The organism is Bradyrhizobium sp. I1.14.4 (genome assembly GCF_050435825.1).
Taxonomy (GTDB): Bacteria; Pseudomonadota; Alphaproteobacteria; order Rhizobiales; family Xanthobacteraceae; genus Bradyrhizobium.
The window spans coordinates 344159-364754 of record NZ_JBNDLA010000004.1; the positions used below are offsets into that span (position 1 = coordinate 344159).

At 64.9% G+C, this 20596-nt stretch carries 22 protein-coding genes; 13 read left to right on the forward strand and 9 right to left on the reverse strand.

The features are described from left to right. Positions 1-28 precede the first annotated feature (28 nt). Entirely contained in the window at positions 29-1399 is a 1371-nt protein-coding gene (locus ABIB78_RS11425) for a glutamate--cysteine ligase (protein WP_429024340.1), read from the forward strand. Between the two features lie 155 nt (positions 1400-1554). Next, positions 1555-2109 carry a PAN domain-containing protein gene (locus ABIB78_RS11430; protein ID WP_429024341.1) on the forward strand — a complete coding sequence of 185 codons (555 nt, stop codon included), beginning with the start codon at positions 1555-1557 and terminating at the stop codon, positions 2107-2109. A 48-nt stretch (positions 2110-2157) separates the two neighbouring features. Here the strand turns inward: ABIB78_RS11430 and ABIB78_RS11435 are convergent, their stop codons facing one another. The 5 genes from ABIB78_RS11435 to ABIB78_RS11455 form a co-directional block, all read right to left on the reverse strand. Then, positions 2158-2724 (reverse strand): nucleotidyltransferase family protein, encoded by a 567-nt coding sequence (locus ABIB78_RS11435; protein ID WP_429024342.1) that lies wholly within the window; start codon positions 2722-2724, stop codon positions 2158-2160. Continuing rightward, positions 2721-3068 carry an MmcQ/YjbR family DNA-binding protein gene (locus tag ABIB78_RS11440; protein ID WP_429024514.1) on the reverse strand — a complete coding sequence of 116 codons (348 nt, stop codon included), beginning with the start codon at positions 3066-3068 and terminating at the stop codon, positions 2721-2723. The genes ABIB78_RS11435 and ABIB78_RS11440 overlap by 4 nt, the downstream gene beginning before the upstream one ends. Positions 3069-3186: 118 nt before the next feature. Continuing rightward, entirely contained in the window at positions 3187-3957 is a 771-nt protein-coding gene (lepB, locus tag ABIB78_RS11445) for a signal peptidase I (protein ID WP_429024343.1), read from the reverse strand. Beyond that, on the reverse strand, positions 3957-5381 hold the full coding sequence (gene tldD, locus ABIB78_RS11450) for a metalloprotease TldD (protein ID WP_429024344.1): 1425 nt from the start codon (positions 5379-5381) through the stop codon (positions 3957-3959). Before tldD ends, lepB begins: the two co-directional genes overlap by 1 nt. 272 nt (positions 5382-5653) lie before the next feature. Beyond that, positions 5654-6130 (reverse strand): winged helix-turn-helix transcriptional regulator, encoded by a 477-nt coding sequence (locus ABIB78_RS11455; RefSeq protein WP_429024345.1) that lies wholly within the window; start codon positions 6128-6130, stop codon positions 5654-5656. Between the two features lie 136 nt (positions 6131-6266). Here ABIB78_RS11455 and ABIB78_RS11460 point away from each other — a divergent pair, with 136 nt between their 5' ends. From ABIB78_RS11460 to ABIB78_RS11470, 3 genes are read left to right on the forward strand one after another with little or no spacing between them, the layout of a single operon-like run. Continuing rightward, on the forward strand, positions 6267-6659 hold the full coding sequence (locus ABIB78_RS11460) for a DoxX family protein (protein WP_429024346.1): 393 nt from the start codon (positions 6267-6269) through the stop codon (positions 6657-6659). A 10-nt stretch (positions 6660-6669) separates the two neighbouring features. Then, complete coding sequence (locus tag ABIB78_RS11465) at positions 6670-7173, forward strand: hypothetical protein (protein WP_429024347.1); 504 nt, start codon at positions 6670-6672, stop codon at positions 7171-7173. A gap of 35 nt (positions 7174-7208) precedes the next feature. After that, complete coding sequence (locus tag ABIB78_RS11470) at positions 7209-7802, forward strand: TlpA family protein disulfide reductase (RefSeq protein ID WP_429024348.1); 594 nt, start codon at positions 7209-7211, stop codon at positions 7800-7802. Between the two features lie 18 nt (positions 7803-7820). Here the strand turns inward: ABIB78_RS11470 and ABIB78_RS11475 are convergent, their stop codons facing one another. Continuing rightward, positions 7821-8375, reverse strand: a complete 555-nt coding sequence (locus tag ABIB78_RS11475) for an invasion associated locus B family protein (protein WP_429024349.1) — start codon at positions 8373-8375, stop codon at positions 7821-7823. 581 nt (positions 8376-8956) lie between these two features. Here ABIB78_RS11475 and coxB point away from each other — a divergent pair. From coxB to ABIB78_RS11515, 8 genes are all read left to right on the forward strand, one after another. Beyond that, the gene (coxB, locus tag ABIB78_RS11480; protein WP_429024350.1) at positions 8957-9796 is read left to right on the forward strand and encodes a cytochrome c oxidase subunit II; all 840 of its coding nucleotides are present in this window, start codon (positions 8957-8959) and stop codon (positions 9794-9796) included. Between the two features lie 81 nt (positions 9797-9877). Next, positions 9878-11494, forward strand: a complete 1617-nt coding sequence (gene ctaD / locus ABIB78_RS11485; protein WP_429024351.1) for a cytochrome c oxidase subunit I — start codon at positions 9878-9880, stop codon at positions 11492-11494. Positions 11495-11556: 62 nt separating this feature from the next. After that, the gene (locus ABIB78_RS11490; RefSeq protein ID WP_429024352.1) at positions 11557-12495 is read left to right on the forward strand and encodes a heme o synthase; all 939 of its coding nucleotides are present in this window, start codon (positions 11557-11559) and stop codon (positions 12493-12495) included. A 38-nt stretch (positions 12496-12533) separates the two neighbouring features. Continuing rightward, positions 12534-12698, forward strand: coding sequence for a CoxF protein (locus tag ABIB78_RS11495; RefSeq protein ID WP_076867057.1), 165 nt, complete (start codon positions 12534-12536; stop codon positions 12696-12698). A gap of 5 nt (positions 12699-12703) precedes the next feature. Next, a complete protein-coding gene (locus tag ABIB78_RS11500) occupies positions 12704-13336 on the forward strand; it encodes a cytochrome c oxidase assembly protein (protein ID WP_429024516.1) in 633 nt (210 codons plus the stop codon). A 54-nt stretch (positions 13337-13390) separates the two neighbouring features. Further along, positions 13391-14287: a cytochrome c oxidase subunit 3 gene (locus tag ABIB78_RS11505; protein WP_429024353.1), complete on the forward strand. Its 897-nt coding sequence runs from the start codon at positions 13391-13393 to the stop codon at positions 14285-14287. A 63-nt stretch (positions 14288-14350) separates the two neighbouring features. Beyond that, the gene (locus tag ABIB78_RS11510) at positions 14351-14737 is read left to right on the forward strand and encodes a DUF983 domain-containing protein (RefSeq protein ID WP_429024354.1); all 387 of its coding nucleotides are present in this window, start codon (positions 14351-14353) and stop codon (positions 14735-14737) included. Then, positions 14734-15591 carry an SURF1 family protein gene (locus ABIB78_RS11515; protein ID WP_429024355.1) on the forward strand — a complete coding sequence of 286 codons (858 nt, stop codon included), beginning with the start codon at positions 14734-14736 and terminating at the stop codon, positions 15589-15591. The genes ABIB78_RS11510 and ABIB78_RS11515 overlap by 4 nt, the downstream gene beginning before the upstream one ends. Positions 15592-15624: 33 nt before the next feature. Here ABIB78_RS11515 and ABIB78_RS11520 read toward each other — a convergent pair whose 3' ends face one another. The 3 genes from ABIB78_RS11520 to ABIB78_RS11530 are packed head-to-tail and all read right to left on the reverse strand — an operon-like array spanning position 15625 to position 20536. Further along, entirely contained in the window at positions 15625-18747 is a 3123-nt protein-coding gene (locus ABIB78_RS11520; RefSeq protein WP_429024356.1) for an efflux RND transporter permease subunit, read from the reverse strand. Beyond that, positions 18744-19943, reverse strand: coding sequence for an efflux RND transporter periplasmic adaptor subunit (locus ABIB78_RS11525; protein ID WP_429024357.1), 1200 nt, complete (start codon positions 19941-19943; stop codon positions 18744-18746). The genes ABIB78_RS11520 and ABIB78_RS11525 overlap by 4 nt, the downstream gene beginning before the upstream one ends. Continuing rightward, positions 19940-20536, reverse strand: coding sequence for a hypothetical protein (locus ABIB78_RS11530; protein ID WP_429024358.1), 597 nt, complete (start codon positions 20534-20536; stop codon positions 19940-19942). Before ABIB78_RS11530 ends, ABIB78_RS11525 begins: the two co-directional genes overlap by 4 nt. Positions 20537-20596 lie beyond the last annotated feature (60 nt).

Below are 20596 nucleotides of genomic sequence, written 5' to 3' on the forward strand. Positions count from 1 at the left end.
ATCGAAGCGCCCTTGAGTTGGATTATCTATGGCGCGTGACCAGATCGACATGACGCCGCTGCAGTCGCGCGACGAACTCGTGGCGTGGCTTGAAGCCGGCGTGAAGCCTGAGTCCGAATTCCGGATCGGCACCGAGCACGAGAAGACTCCGTTCACGCTCGAAGGCCATCAGCCTGTGCCGTATGAAGGCGCGAAGGGCATCGGCGCGCTGCTCGAGGGCATGAAGCTGCTGCTCGGCTGGGAGCCGATCATGGAGTGCGGCAACATCATCGGCCTTTATGACGTCACCGGCGGCGGCGCGATCTCGCTCGAGCCGGGCGGGCAGTTCGAATTGTCGGGCGCGCCGGTCGAAACCGTGCATCAGACGCAGTCGGAATTGATGGCGCATCTGGCGCAGGTGCGCGAAATCGCGACCCCGCTCGGCATAGGCTTCCTCGGTCTCGGCATGACGCCATCCTGGTCGCGGGCGCAGATCCCGGCGATGCCCAAGGGCCGCTACAAGATCATGTCCAACTACATGCCGAAGGTCGGCAAATACGGCCTCGACATGATGTACCGGACCTGCACGGTGCAGACCAATCTCGACTTCTCCTCCGAAGCCGACATGGTGAAGAAGCTGCGGGTGTCGCTGGCGCTGCAGCCGATCGCGACCGCCCTGTTCGCCAACTCGCCGTTCACCGAAGGCAAGCCCAACGGCTTCCTGTCGTTCCGCTCCGAGATCTGGCGCGACACCGACAATGCGCGCTCTGGCATGATCCCGTTCGCGTTCGAGGACGGCATGGGCTTCGAGCGCTATGTCGATTATGCGCTCGACGTTCCCATGTATTTCGTCAAGCGCGGCGAAGAATATATCGACGTCTCCGGCTCCTCGTTCCGCGATTTCTTCGCCGGCAAGAACCGGATTCTCCCCGGCGAGCGCCCGACCTTGTCGGACTGGGCCAATCATCTCTCGACGATCTTCCCCGAGGTGCGGCTGAAGCGTTACCTTGAAATGCGCGGCGCCGACGGCGTGCCGTGGGGTCGGCTGCCGGCACTGCCGGCATTCTGGGTCGGGCTGCTTTATGACCATGACAGCCTCGATGCCGCGTGGGACATCGTCCGCCACTGGACGGCGCCGGAGCGGCAGGCGCTGCGCGACGACGTGCCGCGCTTCGGCTTCAAGGCGCGGATCAAGGACCGCTATCTGTTCGAGATCGCCAAGGAGTGCCTGGTCCTGTCGCATGCCGGATTGCGGCGGCGCGGCCGGATCGACCATCTCGGACGCGACGAAAGCCGCTTCCTCGAACCGCTCGAGCGCATCATCGAGACTGGCCGCTCGCCGGCGGAAGAGATGCTGGAGAAGTTCAACGGTCCCTGGAGGGGCTCGGTGGAACCGGCCTATCAGGAGTACGCCTTCTAAGCCTCGCTCGGCCCCAATTCGGGTTCTGAGGCACACGCGGACGGCGGTGTTGTCGTACCTGCCGTTGCGGCGCCGTTCATCGGCCGTACAGGTTCATGGCGTTCAAATGACACCCCGCGAAATGCGCGGGGCTGCGCGAATTTGAAAGCAATCTCATGGGGATAGGCCGCCTCTTTAGGGCGTGTGTGGTGATGTTTGCGGTCTTTACGGCCGCTGTCGTCGCGCGCCCGGCATTGGCGCAGACCAATTTCGACCGTCCCGGCGGCGACTATCTGAACGCGCCGGTGACGACAGGCGATCCCGCCGATTGCGCGCTCACCTGCGAGCGCGACCGCCGCTGCCGCGCCTGGAGCTTCAACTATCCGACCGACGCCAACAACGGCGCGGTGTGCTGGCTGAAGAACACCGTGCCGCTGCGGGTGCAGAACGATTGCTGCGTTTCCGGGGTGCGCGGCGCGGGCGTGGTCGAGCCGCGCAACGGCGCCATCGAAACCTCGATCGACCGCCTCGGCGGTGACTACAAGAACTTCGAACTGAAGAGCCACGACGGCGACGAGGCCTGCCAGGCCGCCTGCACCGCCGACAACAAGTGCCGCGCCTGGACCTACGCCCGGCCTGGCTATGCCGGCCGCGACGCTCATTGCTTCCTGAAGAAGGAGATCAAGCCGCCGCGCCGCAAGGCGGGATTCACGTCTGGCGTGGTGCGCTAGGGGCCGCATATGCATTTATGGGTCCCGGCTTTCCGCAGGGACGACAGGCTACTCCGCCGCCAGCACCGTGATCTCCGGCCACAATGCCTTCCACCGCGCCGCCTTCCTCGCATAGTTCGCCGCCGAAAAATTCGCGGTCCGGTTCGGCCGCACGATCATGCCGGCGACATCATCGAAACCGTTCGGCGCATAGACGTCGTAGCCGTTCATGACGCGGCGGATGCCGATCCGCGTGTTCTCGGTGAGGAAGCGATCAATGCCGTCGGTAGAGCGCGACAGCGGCGGATAGGGCAGGCCGTGCTTGTCGGGGTACCAGAGATGGACGCGGGCCTGGTTGCGGGCCTCGATCGCGACATCGAGATGGTCGAGCCGCGCCCTGAGGTCGCGGATTACAGCGTCTTCGGCTTGCCACGACGTCTCCGGATCGAAATAGAAGATGTCGTAGTCGTTGATGCCGTGATCGAGCGGCCGGTTGGTCTGCACGTTCCACACGGTCTGCACCAGACAGCCGGCCACCAGCCAGGCATCGGGCAAAGCGAGGCGGTACAACTCGTCTGTTATCGCCTGATTGGCGGGGTTGCGCAGCACGGCGGTGAGGAATTCGTCTTGCGTCACGAGGAAGCGGTTGCGTCGTAATCCCGGACCGTTTTTTTCGATGCCAGCGTTCGCCAGTGCCGGCGCAGTAGCGGCTCGACGGTGGCGCGCCTGGCCTTCGACAGGCGGATCAGCACGATCGGATAATCGCGGTAGTGATCGGTGAAGTAGAACACTTTGGGCTCGCGCTCGACCAGCATGTCGCGCTCATCCGGCGGCACGCCCGGCATCACCAGGCTGTCGCCGTCCTCCTTGAGCCGCACCAGCATCTTCTTGCGCACCTTCAGCGCCGGCGTACCGTAGGAAAATCCGTCCTCGACTTCCGGCCACGCCAGCGCAATGTGCCTGATGTCGTCGAAGGTCACGGCCAGCCTCATTCTCGTCTTCATCCCGAGGAGCCGCAAAAGCGGCGTCTTGAGGGATGGACCACAGGCCTCGTGGTTCGAGATGGCGCTTCGCGCCTCCTCACCATGACGGGAGAGATCATTGCACCGAGGTGAAGAAGCGCGCGAGGCGGAAGCCGGAGAGCCAAGTCCAGACCGGCTGGCTGCGGATGCCCATGTCCCAGGAGCCGACCACTGCGTCGGCGCGGCCGATCAGATTGTCGATCGGCAACAGGCCGACGCCGCCGTCGCGCACCGGCACGCGGCTGTCGGCGGAATTGTCCCTGTTGTCGCCGAGCACGAACAGTTGGCCCGGCGGCACCGTCACCTCTTGCGTGTTGTCGAGCCGGCCGTTGTCGCGGATCTTGAAGATCGCGTGGCTGACGCCGTTCGGCAGCGTCTCGATATAACGGTAGGCGTCCTCGCCGCCGCCGCGATCGTCCTCGGCAAAGCCGGTGCCGTCGGGCTTCAGCGCCGCTGGATGATCGTTGATGAAGAGCTGGCCCTGCCGCATCTGGATGCGATCGCCGGGCAGCCCGACCACGCGCTTGACCCAGGCCTGCGAGCGGTCGCCCGGCCAGCGGAACACGACGACGTCGCCGCGCTTCGGTGTCTCGCCGAACACGCGGCCGGTCTCCGGCAGCGTGATCTGGATCGGCAGCGAGGCCGCGCCGTAGCCATAGGGGAATTTCGAGGCGACCAGCGCGTCGCCGATCAGGAGCGTCGGTTCCATCGAGCCCGACGGCACATAGAACGGCTCCGCGATCGCGCCCTTGGCGAGGAACACGACGGCCACGATCGCGGCCAGTTGCACGGCCTGCCCGCGCCAACTGGTCGGCTTGGCCGCCACGACTTCGTTTCCGCTGCTCACTAGCCCGTTCCTCCGACCGTAATCCGTTCCATCCGCAACGTCGGCTGGCCGACGCCGACCGGCACACCCTGGCCGTTCTTGCCGCAGGTGCCGATTCCCGTGTCCAGCGCAAGATCGTTGCCGATCATGGTGATCCTATGGAGATCGGTCGGTCCATTGCCGATCAGCATGGCGCCCTTCAGCGGTGCGCCGAGCTTCCCGTTCTCGATCTTGTAGGCCTCGGTGCACTGGAACACGTACTTGCCCGAGGTGATGTCGACCTGTCCGCCGCCGAAATTGGCGGCATACATGCCGTTCTTGACCGAGGCGATGATCTCCGCCGGGTCGCGGTCGCCCGGCAGCATGTAGGTGTTGGTCATGCGCGGCATCGGCACATGGGCATAGCTCTGCCGCCTTCCGTTGCCGGTCGGCTTCATGCCCATCAGCCGGGCATTCTGGCGGTCCTGCATGTAGCCGACCAAAATGCCGTCCTCGATCAGGACGGTACGGTTGGTCGGTGTGCCTTCGTCGTCGATCGAGAGCGAGCCGCGGCGTGACGCCATGGTGCCGTCGTCGACCACAGTGACGCCCTTGGCCGCGACCTGCCGGCCCATCAGGCCGGCGAAGGCGGAGGTCTGCTTGCGGTTGAAATCGCCCTCGAGCCCATGGCCGACGGCCTCATGCAGCATCACACCGGGCCAGCCGGCCCCAAGCACCACGTCCATTTCGCCGGCGGGCGCCGGCACCGATTCGAGATTGACGAGAGCCTCGCGCAGCGCGCCGTCGGCGGCGTCGCGCCAGGCCTTGGTTTCGATGAAGCGCGCATAGCCTTCGCGGCCGCCATAGCCCTTGCTGCCACTCTCCTGCCGGTCGCCCTGGCCGGCAACCACGGAGATGTTGACGCGCACCAGCGGGCGGATGTCGCGATAGCTCTCGCCGTCGGGTCGCAGGATCTCGACCACCTGCCAGGTCGCGGTGAGGCTGGCCGAGACCTGCCGCACCCGCGGGTCCTTGTCCCGGACATAGGCGTCGATCTCGCCGAGCAGCTTTACCTTTGCCTCGAACGCCGGGCCATCCAGCGGGTTCTCGTCGCCATAGAGCCTTACATTCGTGTGGGCCGGCGCCGCGGCAAAGCTGCCGGCATAGCCGCCGCGCACCGCCGCTACCGCATCCGCCGCACGGATCAGCGCGGGGATCGAGACGTCGGAGGAATGCGCATAGCCGACTGCGTCGTCCTTGACCGCGCGCAGGCCGAAGCCCTGCGAGGTGTCATAGGTCGCCTGCTTCAGCCGGCCATTGTCGAACACCAGCGCCTCGGTCTGTCCGAATTCCAGGAACAGCTCGCCGTCATCGGCCCCCTCAAGCCCGCGCGCCACCTCTCGGCGGACGGCATCGCGGTCCAGATTGGCGCGGTCGAGCAGGGAGGTCGTGGCGGGATTGGTCATGGTCACTCCGACGCAATGCGATTGCTTGGCGATTCCTTGTCATCCTTGCCTGAAGCGCAACTGATTGCCAGTGGGGAACCCGCAGCAGGAATTTCGGGGGATTGAAGCAGAGACGAGCGGAAAACTCATCTTACAACCCGGAAACCTGTGCCGGTCCCCGGTTCAGGCCCGGACGGCGATTGCTAGAGATAGTGTTTGGAGTGGCAAACCGGGAGTGCCTGCGACAGTGACGTCGGTCACGGCGGCCCGTCGCGGTTCTCACCTTGTCGTCATCAGCCGGTGCGCCGACCTGCCTTCCGCGGTTGGCTTTCCGGCGCACGCTCATCGCTCGACTGCGGCGTCGGCTGTGATTGCGAGCTGGTGCCGGCCGCGCCCTGCGTCGAGGTCGGAAAACCATGCTCCTGCGCCCACCGGTATAGCTCGTCGAATACCGGTTTGAGCGCCTTGGCCGATGGCGTCATCTCGTACTCAACCCGCGGCGGCACCTCGGGATAGACCGTGCGCTTCACCAGGCCGTTGGCCTCGAGATCGCGAAGCTGCGTGGTCAGCATGTGCTGGGTCACACCGGGAATCGACTGGCGCAGTTCGCCGAACCGGCGCTTGCGCTCGACCAGTTGCCAGAGGATGTCGCCCTTCCATTTCCCGGCCAGCACCGAAAGCGCGCGATGAAATTGCGCCGACAGGTCGCCGTTGCACGGTTCGGACGCCGCCGTCGGAGGCTCGGTGGGCTCAATAGTCATCTTTTTCATACTACCTCACAAAAAGCATCCTACTTGTTATTTTCATCTTACTTCCGAATTTAGTCCATCGAAATCCGCGGGCCCTGCCACCGATCGGTCGGGTGGCTGTGCGGTCGGGTCGATTCGAACAAATGGGGAGTCATCCATGTCCGTTGCTGTTGCCGTGGCGCCGTCGCGCTGGAAATCCGTCACCCTTTGGGTCGTCAGGGGACTGCTCGCCCTGGCCTTTGCCGCCGCGGGCGCCGCCAAGCTCTATGGCGTGCCGATGCTGGTCGAGGAGTTCGAGCACATCGGGCTCGGCCAATGGTTCCGCTATTTCACGGGATCGCTGGAACTGCTCGGCGCCATACTGATTCTCGTGCCCCCGGTCGCAGCCTTTGGCGGCGTGCTGCTGAGTTGCATCATGGTCGGCGCGACCATCACCCATCTGTTCGTGATCGGCGGCTCGCCAGTGCCCGCGCTCGTGCTGCTGACATTGAGCGCGATCGTCGCCTACGCCAAGCGCAGCCAGTTCGCTCTGGTCGCAAGCTTGCCTTGAGGCGGACGGGATGCGCGCCTCCCGCCGTATACTGACGCTAGCCGCGGGGTTGGCGCTGGCATTCGCGGTGCCGTTCGTCGTGACATTGCTGCTCACCGGTTCGGTCTCGGCGATCTCCAGGCCGGAGGCGAAGAAGCCCGAGCCGCGCGCGCACCATGTGGTGCTGCCGATCAACTCAGACGACCCGACCACGATGCGGGCGCTGATCTCGACCGCGCTCAACCTTCCGAAATATTATCGGGAGCGCAACGAGCCCTTCGAGATCGAGGTCGTCGCCTACAATGCCGGCGTCCACATGCTGCGCGCCGATACCTCGCCGGTGAAGGACCTGTTGCGGGTGGTGAGGGGGCTCACGCCGGACATCCGCTTCGTGGTCTGCGAAGCCACCAAGCTCGGCATGGAGCGCGCCGAGGGACATCCGCTCGTCCTGCTCGACGATGTCGACCTGGTGCCGAATGGGCCCGGACACATCATCGAATTGCAGGAAGCCGGCTGGTCCTACATCCGGTCCTGAGCGATGCAGCCCTCAAGCCAAGCGGAGAATCCGTCATGACGTCAGCCCGAGCACCCACGCGCCGCGCCGTCGTCGCCGGCATGATCGGCACAGGCGCCGCGCTCGCGATGCCGGCCGCAGCGTCGGGACCGCCGCCATTCGGCACGATCCGGCACCAGTTCACGCTGGTTCCGGGCGCCCGCCCGGTGCCGCCGGTTGCCATACCGGCGCTCGCCGGCGGCGCGCTCGATCTCACCTCATTCAGAGGCAAGATGGTGCTGGTGAACTTCTGGGCCACATGGTGTGCGGCGTGCCGGACCGAGCTGCCGATGCTGGATCGCCTCGCGGCCAGCGGCCGTAGCGACCTTGCGGTCGTCGCGATCAGCACCGATCGCAACCGTGCGTTAGTGCCGTCCTACGTCAAGCAGCTCAAGCTTCGCCACCTCACGATCGGTTTCGATCCGGGCGGTCTGGTGTCGCGCGTCGACGCCGCCGAGATCGATACGCCGTTCGCGCTCTACGGCATGCCGATCTCGTTCCTGATCGGCGTCACCGGGCAGGCCGAGGGTTACATGACGGGTGAAGCGGACTGGCTGTCCGCCGATGCGAGCGGGTTGTTCGACTACTATGCGGGCGGTGCTGCGCGGTAACGGCGCGCAGCAGTCGGCCTAGGGCAATTTGTCATAGCCCTCCGCCAGCCCATTCAGGCTGAGCGGGAAGCCAATGCCCTCTTCAGGCGTTTCGAAGATAATGAACGTCGCGGTCTTGGCGTTCTTGAGCTGGCCGAGCAGCTTGTCGTCCATCACGACCTCGGCGACGCAGCCATTCGGCAGGCATCTGACAAAACCGGCGCGGCCGACGTCCTGATTGTCGAGCTTCAGGCCGAGGCCGGAGGGCAGCAGCACGCCGAGCGGGGCGACCACGCGCATCAGGCGACTCTTCTGGTCGGCGGTCTTCAGCACGATCACGGTCAGGCCGGCATTGGAGCGGTCCTCCGCTACCACGCTCTGGATCAGCGCGCATTGCTCGGCCTGGGCGCCGGGCGGGGTGTCGCAGCGGATTTGCCAGTCGCCATGGACCGAGCGCACCGCGCCCTGCGCGTTCGCCGGCTGGGTTAGGCCGAGAGCGAGAGCCAGAATCACAAGGCCGCCGAGCCAGCCCGCCACCGTTAAACGCAAACCACTTGCCTGCAAACCTCTTGCCTGAATGTCCGAAGCGCCCATCCGGGTCGATCCTTTGATGTTCGGTCGGTCCGGCCGTCCGGCCGCCGGTAGCACGCGCGATCATGATGCGCCTTCAAAATGGCATCGTGATCTCATCTCTTTGTTTGAGCATGATCTTTTCGGAAACCGGCTGTCCCTGTTCCGGATCGTGCTCGTTAGCCGACTGATACCGCAATGACGGCGCCTTGAAGGCGATCTTGAAGCCATTCCCGCGCCGGATTGGGGCGGCCCGCAGCGAATCAGGTTCCTGTGGGCCAGCCCGTCTGTGCCTACATCCGGTAATCCGCCTGTCAACTGCGTGCGGCAGTGTTTCGGCGACTTTCGCTTGATTTTGCGGGAAAAATAGCAAGCGGCAGGTTCATCGCGCGCGCATGGCTTTCGGCCCCACTACTGCATTGCGAGCGCCTGCGAATTATGGTTTGAGAGGCTGGATTTCGACGCGTTCTAGCGATCTGGCTCCCGTACCCACCTTGACTCAGAGACGGGTATGTCCGGAAGGCCATTTGTCAGGGCGGATCGTGCTGCATTTTTGGCCATGTGCCGGAGGTGCTTTGGGGAATTATCAAGGGAGCGCGAACGGCATGAAGATGTCGATTGGCCGGTTGGGCAGGCAGTTGCTGGGGTTGGTGGTGGCGGGCATGGCGTTTGTCGCCGCGGGACCGGCGTCCGCCGAAATGGGGCAGCCGGCCCCGTGGGAGCACACGCTGCAGGAAGGCGCGACCCCGGTGATGGAAAACATCATCTGGTTTCACAATTTCTTGCTGGTGCTGATCACCGTCATCACCCTGTTCGTGCTGGCGCTGCTCATCATCGTGGTGGTGAAGTTCAACGCCAAGGCCAATCCGGTCCCCTCCAGGACCACCCACAACACGCTGATCGAAGTGGCCTGGACGCTGATCCCGGTCCTGATCCTGGTCGGCATCGCGGTGCCGTCGTTCCGCCTCCTGTTCCTGGAGCTCGACGTGCCGAAGCCGGACCTCACGGTGAAGGTCACCGGCAAGCAGTGGTATTGGTCCTACGCCTACCCGGATAACGGCAAGTTCGAGTTCGACTCGCTGCTCGACAAGGACAAGCAGCCCCGTCTGCTCGGCGTCGACAACGAGATGGTGGTCCCGGTCAACAAGGTGGTGCGGATCCAGACCACCGGCGCCGATGTCATCCACTCCTTCGCGGTGCCGGCCTTCGGCGTGAAGATCGACTCGGTCCCCGGCCGCCTCAACGAGAGCTGGTTCAAGGCCACCAAAACCGGCGTGTTCTACGGCCAGTGCTCGGAACTGTGCGGCAAGGACCACGCCTTTATGCCGATCGCGGTGCGGGTCGTCAGCGACCAGGAATTCGCGACCTGGGTTGAAGGGGCGAAGAAGAAGTTTGCGACCAACCCGGCGAATTCCTACGCGTCGGCTGGTCAGGCGGCGCAGTAAGCCTGACGGCTTGCGGCGCGGATGGAATAAGGGCGACGGGACCGCAAGGTCCGAGAGGGACTGCAAGGCAGGATTTTGAACATGGCGACAGGCGCAGCGACACACGACGATCACGCCCATGATGATCACGCCCACCATCCGACCGGATGGCGGCGTTATCTCTACTCCACGAACCACAAGGACATCGGTACGATGTACCTGGTCTTTGCGGTGATCGCGGGCATCATCGGCGCTGCGATGTCGATCGCGATCCGTGCCGAGTTGATGTACCCGGGTGTCCAGATATTCCACGAGACGCACACCTATAACGTGTTCGTGACCTCGCACGGTCTGATCATGATCTTCTTCATGGTCATGCCGGCGATGATCGGCGGGTTCGGCAACTGGATGGTGCCGCTGATGATCGGCGCGCCCGACATGGCGTTCCCGCGCATGAACAACATCTCGTTCTGGCTGCTGCCGGCCTCGTTCGCGCTGCTCCTGCTGTCCACCTTCGTCGAGGGTGAACCGGGCGCCAACGGCGTCGGTGCGGGCTGGACCATGTACGCGCCGCTGTCGACCTCGGGCCATCCCGGTCCGGCAGTCGATTTCGCGATTCTCTCGCTCCATCTCGCGGGTGCATCGTCGATCCTCGGCGCCATCAACTTCATCACCACGATCTTCAACATGCGCGCGCCGGGCATGACCCTGCACAAGATGCCGCTGTTCGTGTGGTCGATCCTGGTGACGGTGTTCCTGCTGCTGCTGTCGCTGCCGGTGCTTGCCGGTGCGATCACCATGCTGCTGACCGACCGCAATTTCGGCACCGCCTTCTTTGCGGCTGACGGCGGCGGCGACCCCGTGCTGTTCCAGCATCTGTTCTGGTTCTTCGGCCACCCCGAAGTGTACATCCTGATCCTGCCGGCCTTCGGCATGGTCAGCCAGATCGTCTCGACCTTCTCGCGCAAGCCGGTGTTCGGCTATCTCGGCATGGCCTACGCCATGGTCGCGATCGGCGGCATCGGCTTCGTGGTGTGGGCGCACCACATGTACACCGTCGGCATGTCGTCGGCGACGCAGGCCTATTTCGTCGCCGCCACGATGGTGATCGCGGTGCCGACCGGCGTGAAGATCTTCTCCTGGATCGCCACCATGTGGGGCGGCTCGATCGAGTTCAAGGCGCCGATGATCTGGGCGATCGGCTTCATCTTCCTGTTCACGGTCGGTGGCGTCACCGGCGTCGTGCTGGCGAACGCCGGCGTCGACCGCGTGCTGCAGGACACCTATTACGTGGTGGCGCACTTCCACTACGTGCTGTCGCTCGGCGCCGTGTTCGGCATCTTCGCGGGCTGGTACTACTGGTTCCCGAAGATGTTCGGCTACATGTACTCCGAGACCATCGCCAAGGCGCACTTCTGGTTCACCTTCATCGGCGTCAACCTGGTGTTCTTCCCGCAGCACTTCCTCGGCCTGTCGGGCATGCCGCGCCGTTACGTCGACTATCCGGATGCGTTCGCCGGCTGGAACCTGATCTCGTCGTACGGCTCCTACATCTCCGGCATCGGCGTGCTGATCTTCATCTACGGCGTGATCGATGCCTTCGTCCGCAAGGAGCAGGCCGCGAACAATCCGTGGGGTGCGGGCGCGACCACGCTGGAGTGGACGCTGACCTCGCCGCCGCCGTTCCACCAGTTCGAAGTGCTGCCCCGCGTGCAGTAAGTCCAGGACAACGCGGCGCACCCTGGGTGCGCCGCGCCTTTTGAGAGAAGCGAGACCTGATCTTGTCGGTTGTCGATCACAACGCCATCGAGCTGCCCCGGATCTCCGAGGCCGAAGTGAGCGACTACATCGCGCTGCTGAAGCCGCGCGTGATGTCGCTGGTGATCTTCACCGCGCTGGTCGGCCTGATGATTGCGCCGGTGCATGTCCATCCGGTGCTGGCGTTCACCTCGATCCTGTGCATCGCGGTCGGCGCCGGTGCCTCGGGCGCGCTCAACATGGCCTATGAGAGCGATGTCGACGCGTTGATGTCGCGCACCGCCAACCGGCCGATCCCGCGTGGCCGGATCACGCCGACCGAGGCGGCCGCGTTCGGCATCACGCTCGCCTTCTTCTCGGTGATGACGCTCGGCATCCTCGTCAACTGGGTGGCGGGCGCGCTGCTTGCCTTCACCATCTTCTTCTATGCCGTGATCTACACGATGTGGCTGAAGCGCTGGACCGCGCAGAACATCGTGATCGGCGGCGCCGCCGGTGCGCTGCCGCCGGTGGTGGCATGGGCCGCCGCGACCGGCTCGCTCTCGGTCGAGCCGATCCTGCTGTTCCTGATCATCTTCTTCTGGACCCCGCCGCACTTCTGGGCGCTGGCGCTGTTCCGCAGCGACGACTATGCGCGCGCCGGCATCCCGATGCTGCCGGTCGTCGCCGGACCCGACGCGACCCGCCTGCAGATCCTGCTCTACACCATCGTGCTGGTCGCGATTGCGCTGGCGCCGTGGCCGCTCGGCTATTTCGACGCGATCTACGGCATCACCTCGCTGGTACTAGGCGCCGGCATGCTGTGGCTCGCCATCGAGGTCTATCGCCGCCGCGAGGGTGTGGCGGCCAATCGTGCGACGCGCCGGCTGTTCGCCTTCTCGATCCTTTATCTGTTCGCGCTGTTCGCCGTCCTCCTCGCCGAGGTCGTGATCCGCGCGATTGCGCCTGTCTTCATCGGATAGGGACGCCGGGGGCCGAGATGGGGGCGCATGGGATACCAATGGACGACAAAAACGAACCAGAAGGCATCGTCCTCACCGAGGCGCAGCTCAAGAGCCGCCGCCAGCGCTCGATCGCGATTGCGCTCGCGCTCGGCGTCATGGTCCTGCTGTTCTTCGCCGTCACCCTCGTCAAGGGGCCGGCCGTGCTGGTGCGGCCGCTGTGAGTGAGATGGCGAACCAGCGCAGCACCGAGGGATCGCAGCGCGCCAGGGTCACGCGCCGCATGCTGACGCGCGACGCCGTCGTCGCGTCGATCTGCGGCTTCGTCGTGGTGCTGATGGTCGGCGCGTCCTACGCGGCCGTTCCGTTCTACAACTGGTTCTGCCGCACCACCGGCTTCAACGGCACCACCCAGGTCGCGACCTCGGTGCCGACAGGTGCACCGCTCGAGCGCACCATCACCGTCAGCTTCGATTCCAACGTCGCGCCGGGCCTGCCCTGGAAGTTCCAGCCGGAGCAGAACAATATCGACGTCAAGATCGGCCAGGTCGTCACGGTCTATTACACCGTGACCAACCAGTCGGCGCGCACCACGACCGGCCAGGCTTCCTACAATGTCGCGCCGCTGACGGTCGGCGCCTATTTCCAGAAGATCAACTGCTTCTGCTTCACCGAACAGACCATGGCGCCGGGCGAAAAGCGCGAGATGGCTGTGGTGTTCTATGTCGACCCCGCGCTGGCCAAGGACAGCGAGAACGACACGCTGAAGACGATCACGTTGTCCTACACCTTCTTCCCCGTGCGAGACGCTGCGCCGAAGCCCGTGGCGGCCGGCGAGGCGGAGCAGCGCAACGGCGGCTAGTTCTGGAATTCAAGATTAAGACGTGCCTTACGGCACGCGAATGGAGAGACGGCAATGGCTGAGGCGCAAGTCAAGCATCACGACTATCATCTCGTCGACCCGAGCCCGTGGCCGGTGGTCGGCTCGATCTCGGCCTTCATCATGGCGGTCGGCGCGATCGGCTGGATGCATCACATGTACGCGGCCGCTCCGATCGTATTCGGCATCGGCAGCATCGGCGTGCTCTACACGATGGCGAGCTGGTGGGGCGACGTGATCAAGGAAGCCCAGTACATGGGCGACCACACCCGCGTTGTGCAGATCAGCCACCGCTACGGCATGATCCTGTTCATTGCCTCCGAGGTGATGTTCTTCGTCGCCTGGTTCTGGGCCTTCTTCAATTCGGCGCTGTTCCCGGCCGATGCGGTGCACGCCACCCGCGACGCGGTGTTCGGCTGCGGCGCCGGCACGGCGATGGGCGCCTGCTCCGTCCCCGGCACCTGGCCGCCGCACGGCATAGAGACCTTCGACCCCTGGCATCTGCCGCTGCTCAACACGCTGCTGCTGCTGACTTCGGGCACCACGGTCACCTGGGCGCACCATGCGCTGCTGGAGAACGACCGCCAGGGCCTCAAGCAGGGCCTGATCCTCACCGTGATCCTCGGCGCCTGCTTCACCTGCGTGCAGGCCTATGAGTACGCGCATGCGACGTTCTCGTTCGGCGGCAACGTCTACGGCTCGACCTTCTTCATGGCGACCGGGTTCCACGGCTTCCACGTGCTGGTCGGCACCATCTTTCTGCTGGTCTGCCTGATCCGTGCCTATGCCGGCCACTTCACGCCGAAGCAGCACCTCGGCTTCGAGTTTGCCGCCTGGTACTGGCACTTCGTCGACGTGGTCTGGCTGTTCCTGTTCATCTGCATCTACGTCTGGGGCCACGGCGCCGAGACGATGGCCCACGGCGCACACTAAAGCGCGAGCCGACGTGCTAAGAGGGGCGGCCGGATGGCCGCCCCTTTGTTTTGAAGAGAACCGATGACCGATACACCGCCCACTGTGACCGAAAGCGCGATCCGCGGCATCGCCTGCCGCTGTCCGCGCTGCGGCAAGGGCAAGCTCTATTCCGGCTTCCTGACGCTGGCGCCGCGCTGCCAGGCTTGCGACCTCGACTTCGCCTTCATCGATGCCGGTGACGGGCCGGCGATCTTCGTCATCATGCTGGCCGGCGCCATCGTGGTCGCGGCGGCGCTGATCGTCGAGGTGAAGTACCAGCCGCCGTTCTGGGTGCATGCCGCGCTGTGGCTGCCGTTGATCGTGGTGACCACGATCCTGCCGCTGCGGTCGATGAAGGCGCTTCTGATCGCGCTGCAATTCCACCACAAGGCCGCCGAAGGCCAGTTGATCGAGCGCGATCCGAAATGAATGACACGGCGAACAAAGCGTTTTCCGGCGAAGTGGACACCGGTTCGCGCGAAGAAAACGCGTCAAAACAAAAAGCGAGAGCCCCGTTCGATCGGAACGGAAAAGGCTCTGGCCGACCGAGCGCGGCCGGCTTCGGCATTTTCACGCTGATCCTGATCGCGGTGTTTATCGCGCTTGGCGTCTGGCAATTGCAGCGCCGGGTCGAGAAGCATGCGCTGATCGCCGCACTCGACGCACGGCTGGCCGCGCCGACGGAGGCGTTGCCGCCACCAGCGGCATGGCCCACGCTGACCTCGGCCAAGGATGAATTCCGCCGCGTCACCCTGACCGCGACCTATGCGCAGCAGCCGGACGTGATGGTGTTCAGCTCCGGCTCCGCGGTGCGCGACGACGTCGCGGGACCCGGCACCTGGGCGTTCCTGCCGGCGAAGCTTGCCAGCGGCGAGACCGTCGTGGTCAACGCCGGCTTTGTCCAGAACACGATGCAGGACCGCGCCTTCGAGGATCGCGTCGTTGGCCGCCTCGTCACCGGCGCGGCGGTTGAGCTGACCGGCTACATCCGCTTTCCCGAGCCGCCGGGCCGGCTGACGCCGAAGGAGGATCTGGCGAAGCGGCTGTGGTTCGTGCGCGATCATCGCGCGATGGCGCAGGCGGTCGGTTGGGGGCAGGTCGCGCCGTTCTATCTCGACCTCGAGGCGCCGGTGCCCGATAGCGGCACGCCGAAGCCCGGACCGCTCAAGGTGCGTCTCAAGGACGACCACATGCAGTACGCCATCACCTGGTTCTCGCTGGCCGCCGCCGTCACGATCGCCTTCGGCCTGTGGTGGCGCGGCCAGCGCCGCCGGGGCGCTTGAGGCGATTTCACCGCACAAAGTCCACGGCATAGGTCAGGTCGTAAGCCCCGCCTTGGGTCCGTGTGGTGCGGTCTTCTGCGCGCCTGTGCGCAGCTTGGCGAACCATCGGGTCATCCCGTCGAGATAGATGTACACGACCGGCGTGGTGAACAGCGTCATCAGTTGCGAGACGATCAGTCCTCCGACGATGGCAAAGCCGAGCGGCTGACGCAGTTCCGACCCGGTGCCGGTGCCGATCATCAGTGGAACGCCGCCGAGCATCGCGCACATCGTCGTCATCAGGATCGGGCGGAAGCGCGCCCGGCAGGCCATGTAGACCGACTGCTCGGCGGGGAGATGCTGGTGGCGCTCGGCTTCCAGCGCGAAATCGATCAGCATGATGCCGTTCTTCTGCACGATGCCGATCAGCAGGATGATGCCGACGAGCCCGATCACGTCGAGCCCGAAGCCGAAGGCCCACAGCGCGAGCAGCGCGCCGAGTCCGGCGGACGGCAGGGTCGAGAGAATCGTGATTGGATGGATCGTGCTCTCATAGAGCATGCCGAGGATAAGATAGACGGCGACCACCGCGGCGAGGATCAGGATCGGCGTGCTGGCGAGCGCTGCCTGGAACGCTTGCGCATTGCCCTGGAAACTGGTGATCACGGTCGAAGGCACGTGCAGGTCGGCGGTCGCCTTCTGGACCGCCGCGACCGCGGTCCCCACCGCCGTGCCAGGCGCCAGGTTGAAGCTCAGCGTGACCGACGGAAATTGGCTCTGGTGGTTCACGGCGAGCGGCGCGGTGCCATAATCGATGCTCGCGATCTGGCTCAAGGGCACCATCGTCCCCGCGGACGAGCGGACATAGATGCGGTTGAGCGCATAGGGGCCGAGCTGGAACGACGGATCGACTTCCAGGATCACATAGTAGGTGTTGAGCGTCGTGAACAGCTGGGCGACGTGACGCTGGCCGAATGAATCATAAAGCGTGTTGTCCACCGCGGCCGGATCGATGCCGAGGCGGGAGGCCGCGTCGCGGTCGATCTGCAGCTTGAGCTGACGTGCGGCGTTGGCCTGGTCGGTCGCGACGTCGGCCAGTTCCGGCAAAGTTCTCAGCTTCTGATACAGCTTGCCGGCCCACAGATTGAGCTCGTCCTGGTTCACGTCGGTGAGCGTGAACTGATACTGCGTCTTGGACAGGCGGCTGGCGAGATTGATGTCCTGCGTCGCCTGCATGAACACCGACATCCCCTTGATCTTCTGCAGCGCGGTGTCGAGCTGCCGGATCACCTGATCGGCGGACGAACTGCGCTCGGCTCGCGGCTTCAGCAGCACGAACAGGCGGCCATTGTTCTCGGTCACGGTCGGGCCGCCCGGTCCGATATAGCCGGTCGCATTGGCGACAGAGGGGTTGTTGGCGATGACGTCGATCACGCTGCGCTGCAGCGTCGCCATCTGCACCGGCGAGATGTCCGCCGAAGCCTCGGTGATGCCGGTGATCATGCCGGTGTCCTGCTGCGGGAAGAAGCCCTTGGGGATGCCCACGAACAGCAGGCCGGTCACCACGACGCTTGCCAGCATGATCGACATGGTCGTCGCCTTGTAGCGCAGCGCCCTGGCAAGCACCGCCTCGTAGGCGGCCTGGATCGCAACGAAGCCGCGTTCCAGCGCGCGCGACACCGCGCCAGCATTGGCCTGGTGCGGCGACAGCAGATAGGCGCACATCATCGGCGTCAGGGTCACTGAAACGATCACCGACACCACGATGGCAACGCACACCGTGACGGCGAATTCCTGGAACATGCGGCCGATCACTCCGCCCATCAGCAGCAGCGGAATGAACACCGCGATCAGCGAGACCGAGATCGAGATGATCGTGAAGCCGATCTCGCCGGCGCCCTTCAGCGCGGCCTGCATTGGGGAGAGACCTTCCTCGATATGCCGCGAGATGTTCTCGATCATCACGATGGCGTCGTCGACGACGAAGCCGACCGCGATCGACAGACCCATCAGCGACAGATTGTCGAGGCTGTAATTGAGCAGATACATCACGCCGAAGGTGCCGATCAGCGAGATCGGGACCGAGACCGCGGGGATGATGGTCGCCCACAGATTGCGCAGGAACAGGAAGATCACGCCGACCACCAGCGCGATGGTCAGCACCAAAGTGAGCTGAACGTCGGCGACGCTGGCGCGGATGGTCTGGGTGCGGTCGGAGGCGATCTGGACCTTTATGTCGGACGGCAGGCTCGACACCAGCTGCGGCAGCAGCTTCTTGATGCCGTCCACCGTGCTGATCACGTTGGCGCCGGGCTGGCGCTGGATCGCGAGGATGATGGCGGGCTTGTCGTTGTACCAGCCATGCAGCGTGATGTCCTCGGCCGCCACGACGGCATGCCCGATATCACGCAAGCGGACCGGCGCGCCGTTGCGATAGGCGATGATCAGGTCGTCATACTTGCTCGCAGTCAGCACCTGGTCGTTGGTGGCGAGCGTATAGGCCTGCTGACTGCCGTAAAGCACGCCCTTGGGCTGGTTCACGGTGATGTTGCCGAGCGTGGTGCGCAATTGCTCGAGATCGAGCCCCGCGGCGGCAAGCTTGGCCGGATTGACCTGTACCCGGATCGACGGCTTTTGCATGCCGCCGATGGTGACGAGCGAGACGCCCGGCACCTGCGACAATTTCTGCGCCAGGATGCTGTCGGCATAGTCGTCGACCTTGGTCAGCGGCTCGGTGTCCGACATCAGCGCGATCAGCAGCACCGGCACGTCGGCCGGATTGACCTTGTGGAAGGTCGGCGGCGAGGGCATGGTCTTCGGCAATTGCCCCGATGCCGCATCGATCGCCGTCTGCACGTCCTGCGCGGCCGCATCGACGCTGCGGTTCAGCGCGAATTGCAGCGTGATCTGGGTGTTGCCGAGCCCACTGCTTGAGCTCATGCCGGTCAAGCCTGCGATCTGCCCGAATTGCCGCTCCAGCGGCGTCGCGACCGAGGAGGCCATGGTCTGCGGGTCGGCGCCGGGCAATTGCGCGGTGACCTGGATGGTCGGCGTATCCACCGTCGGCAGCGCCGAGACCGGCAGGCGCACGAAGGCGATCATGCCGACCAGCACGATGGCAACAGCCAGAAAGGCGGTGGCGACGGGCTTGCGGATAAAACCTGCGGAGACGTTCATGGCAGCATGCCTGCGCTTGCGGTGGTTGCGTCCTGGACCTGATCTTTCTTGTCATCGGGCACGATCTCGACCGTCGTCCCCGGATTGAGCCGGTACTGACCCGCGGTGACGACGGTCTCGTTCGCTGCGAGGCCTTGCTCGATCAGGACCTGCCCGTCGCGCGACTGCCCGGTCGTGACGTTGCGGATGTTGACGACATTGTTCGGGCCGACCACATAGGCGAAGCTGCCGTCCGGTCCCTGGCGCACCGCCGTCAGCGGCACGGTGAGCGCGTCGTGACGAACCGCGATCGTCAGATGGACGTTGACGAAAGTGCCGGGCCACAGCGTGTTGCCGGCATTGGGAAAGGATGCCTTCAGTTGCACCGTGCCGCTCGAGCTGTCGACCTGGTTGTTGATCAGCATCAGGCTGCCGTGGTCGAGCTTGTGCGTGTTCTGTGCGTCGTAGACGTCGACTGAGGCGTCTCCGGATGCCAGCGCCTGCCGCACGCCAGGGATCTCGCCGGACGGCAGCGTGAAGATCACCGCGATCGGTTGCAGCTGGGTGAGGACCACGAGCCCGTTGGCGTCGGTCGGGTGCACGATGTTGCCTGGATCGATGCGGCGGATCCCGGTGACGCCGTCGAACGGCGCTGTGATCGTGGCGAAGCTCAGCTGGGTCTGCGCGGCTTCCAGCGCCGCCTTGTCAAGCGCGACCGTGCCTTCGCCCTGCGCGACCTGCGAATCCTGGGTGTCGAGCAGTTGCTGGGTCGCAAAGCCGCGATTGGCGAGCGGCTGGGTTCGCGCCAGGTTGGTCCTGGCGTTCTTCAGGCTCGCTTGGTCGCGCGCCAGCGCGGCCTCGGCCTGGTCGACCTGGGCCTCGTAGACCCGCGGGTCGATCTTGGCGAGCACATCGCCGCGCTTCACCTGCTTGCCCTCGACAAAATCGACACTGTCGAGCGTGCCCTGCACCTGGGTGCGTACGGTGGCCGTGTTGATCGGCGTCACCGTGCCCAGTCCTTCGAGTACGATCGGCACGTCATGCTGCAGCACCTTCGCCGCCGTCACCGGAACGGCGGGCGGGGTCGTCTTCGATTGGGCCGCTGCCGCGGTCTTGTCCGCTGCGCCGTCCGGCCCACGCATGGCATAGGCGCCGGCGCCGATTGCGGCGGCGGCCACCAGCCACGCGCAAGCGATCTTGAAGGTCTTCGATGTCATGGATTACCGACTCCATCGGTTGTCCGGCGGCCGATGGTTGCGACCAGCTCCAGGACAAAGGTTTCAGTTGCGCTCGCCGCGGCCGCTTCCGCCCCGCGGCCGGCAGCCAGCTCGAGATTGATGATGCGTGCGTCGAGATCGGCGGCGCGCAAACTGCCGATCAAATTGCCTTGCGGTCCATCGTCGGTGTGATGAACGACAAGCCGGATCGCGGTCACCGTCGGCACGATGCGAAACGGCAATGCGTCGGCGGCGACGTCGATCGCGACAATGCCGCCGCAGGGCAACTCGTCACGCAACGCCAGTTCGACCATGCGCCGCGCGACGGTTCCTTCGCCCAGCAGGATCAGCTGCCGCGAGGTCATGCCGGCGCGTTCGAGCGCGGCCGCAACGCCGCTCAGGATGCCGGCATAGTCCGTTTCGCGAAGCTCGATCGGCAGCCACGTCGCCAGCGGCGTGAGCCGTCGCCAGCGCGCGAAGGTTTCCGGCACGGCGATCGATGCGGTATCGGGGGCGCTCAGGACGCCGACCAGCACGCGCGCGGCGGCGCGAAGGGGCCGGGCTGCGATTGCGCTGTGCGGGCTTTCAGGCATGCCCGGAAGCTGGGCCTCGGCGCTATATTATTCAAATGAATTGTCTTTATCCACTAATTC

Excerpts from the sequence above, each read along its gene's own strand:
- ABIB78_RS11425 (WP_429024340.1), top strand. The coding sequence starts at position 29 with ATGGCGCGTGACCAGATCGACATGACGCCGCTGCAGTCGCGCGACGAA.
- ABIB78_RS11430 (WP_429024341.1), top strand. The coding sequence starts at position 1,555 with ATGGGGATAGGCCGCCTCTTTAGGGCGTGTGTGGTGATGTTTGCGGTC.
- tldD (WP_429024344.1), bottom strand. The coding sequence starts at position 5,381 with ATGACCAATCCCGCCACGACCTCCCTGCTCGACCGCGCCAATCTGGAC.
- ABIB78_RS11455 (WP_429024345.1), bottom strand. The coding sequence starts at position 6,130 with ATGAAAAAGATGACTATTGAGCCCACCGAGCCTCCGACGGCGGCGTCC.
- ABIB78_RS11460 (WP_429024346.1), top strand. The coding sequence starts at position 6,267 with ATGTCCGTTGCTGTTGCCGTGGCGCCGTCGCGCTGGAAATCCGTCACC.
- ABIB78_RS11465 (WP_429024347.1), top strand. The coding sequence starts at position 6,670 with ATGCGCGCCTCCCGCCGTATACTGACGCTAGCCGCGGGGTTGGCGCTG.
- ABIB78_RS11470 (WP_429024348.1), top strand. The coding sequence starts at position 7,209 with ATGACGTCAGCCCGAGCACCCACGCGCCGCGCCGTCGTCGCCGGCATG.
- ABIB78_RS11475 (WP_429024349.1), bottom strand. The coding sequence starts at position 8,375 with ATGGGCGCTTCGGACATTCAGGCAAGAGGTTTGCAGGCAAGTGGTTTG.
- coxB (WP_429024350.1), top strand. The coding sequence starts at position 8,957 with ATGAAGATGTCGATTGGCCGGTTGGGCAGGCAGTTGCTGGGGTTGGTG.
- ctaD (WP_429024351.1), top strand. The coding sequence starts at position 9,878 with ATGGCGACAGGCGCAGCGACACACGACGATCACGCCCATGATGATCAC.
- ABIB78_RS11495 (WP_076867057.1), top strand. The coding sequence starts at position 12,534 with ATGGACGACAAAAACGAACCAGAAGGCATCGTCCTCACCGAGGCGCAG.
- ABIB78_RS11500 (WP_429024516.1), top strand. The coding sequence starts at position 12,704 with ATGGCGAACCAGCGCAGCACCGAGGGATCGCAGCGCGCCAGGGTCACG.
- ABIB78_RS11505 (WP_429024353.1), top strand. The coding sequence starts at position 13,391 with ATGGCTGAGGCGCAAGTCAAGCATCACGACTATCATCTCGTCGACCCG.
- ABIB78_RS11510 (WP_429024354.1), top strand. The coding sequence starts at position 14,351 with ATGACCGATACACCGCCCACTGTGACCGAAAGCGCGATCCGCGGCATC.
- ABIB78_RS11515 (WP_429024355.1), top strand. The coding sequence starts at position 14,734 with ATGAATGACACGGCGAACAAAGCGTTTTCCGGCGAAGTGGACACCGGT.
- ABIB78_RS11520 (WP_429024356.1), bottom strand. The coding sequence starts at position 18,747 with ATGAACGTCTCCGCAGGTTTTATCCGCAAGCCCGTCGCCACCGCCTTT.
- ABIB78_RS11525 (WP_429024357.1), bottom strand. The coding sequence starts at position 19,943 with ATGACATCGAAGACCTTCAAGATCGCTTGCGCGTGGCTGGTGGCCGCC.
- ABIB78_RS11530 (WP_429024358.1), bottom strand. The coding sequence starts at position 20,536 with ATGCCTGAAAGCCCGCACAGCGCAATCGCAGCCCGGCCCCTTCGCGCC.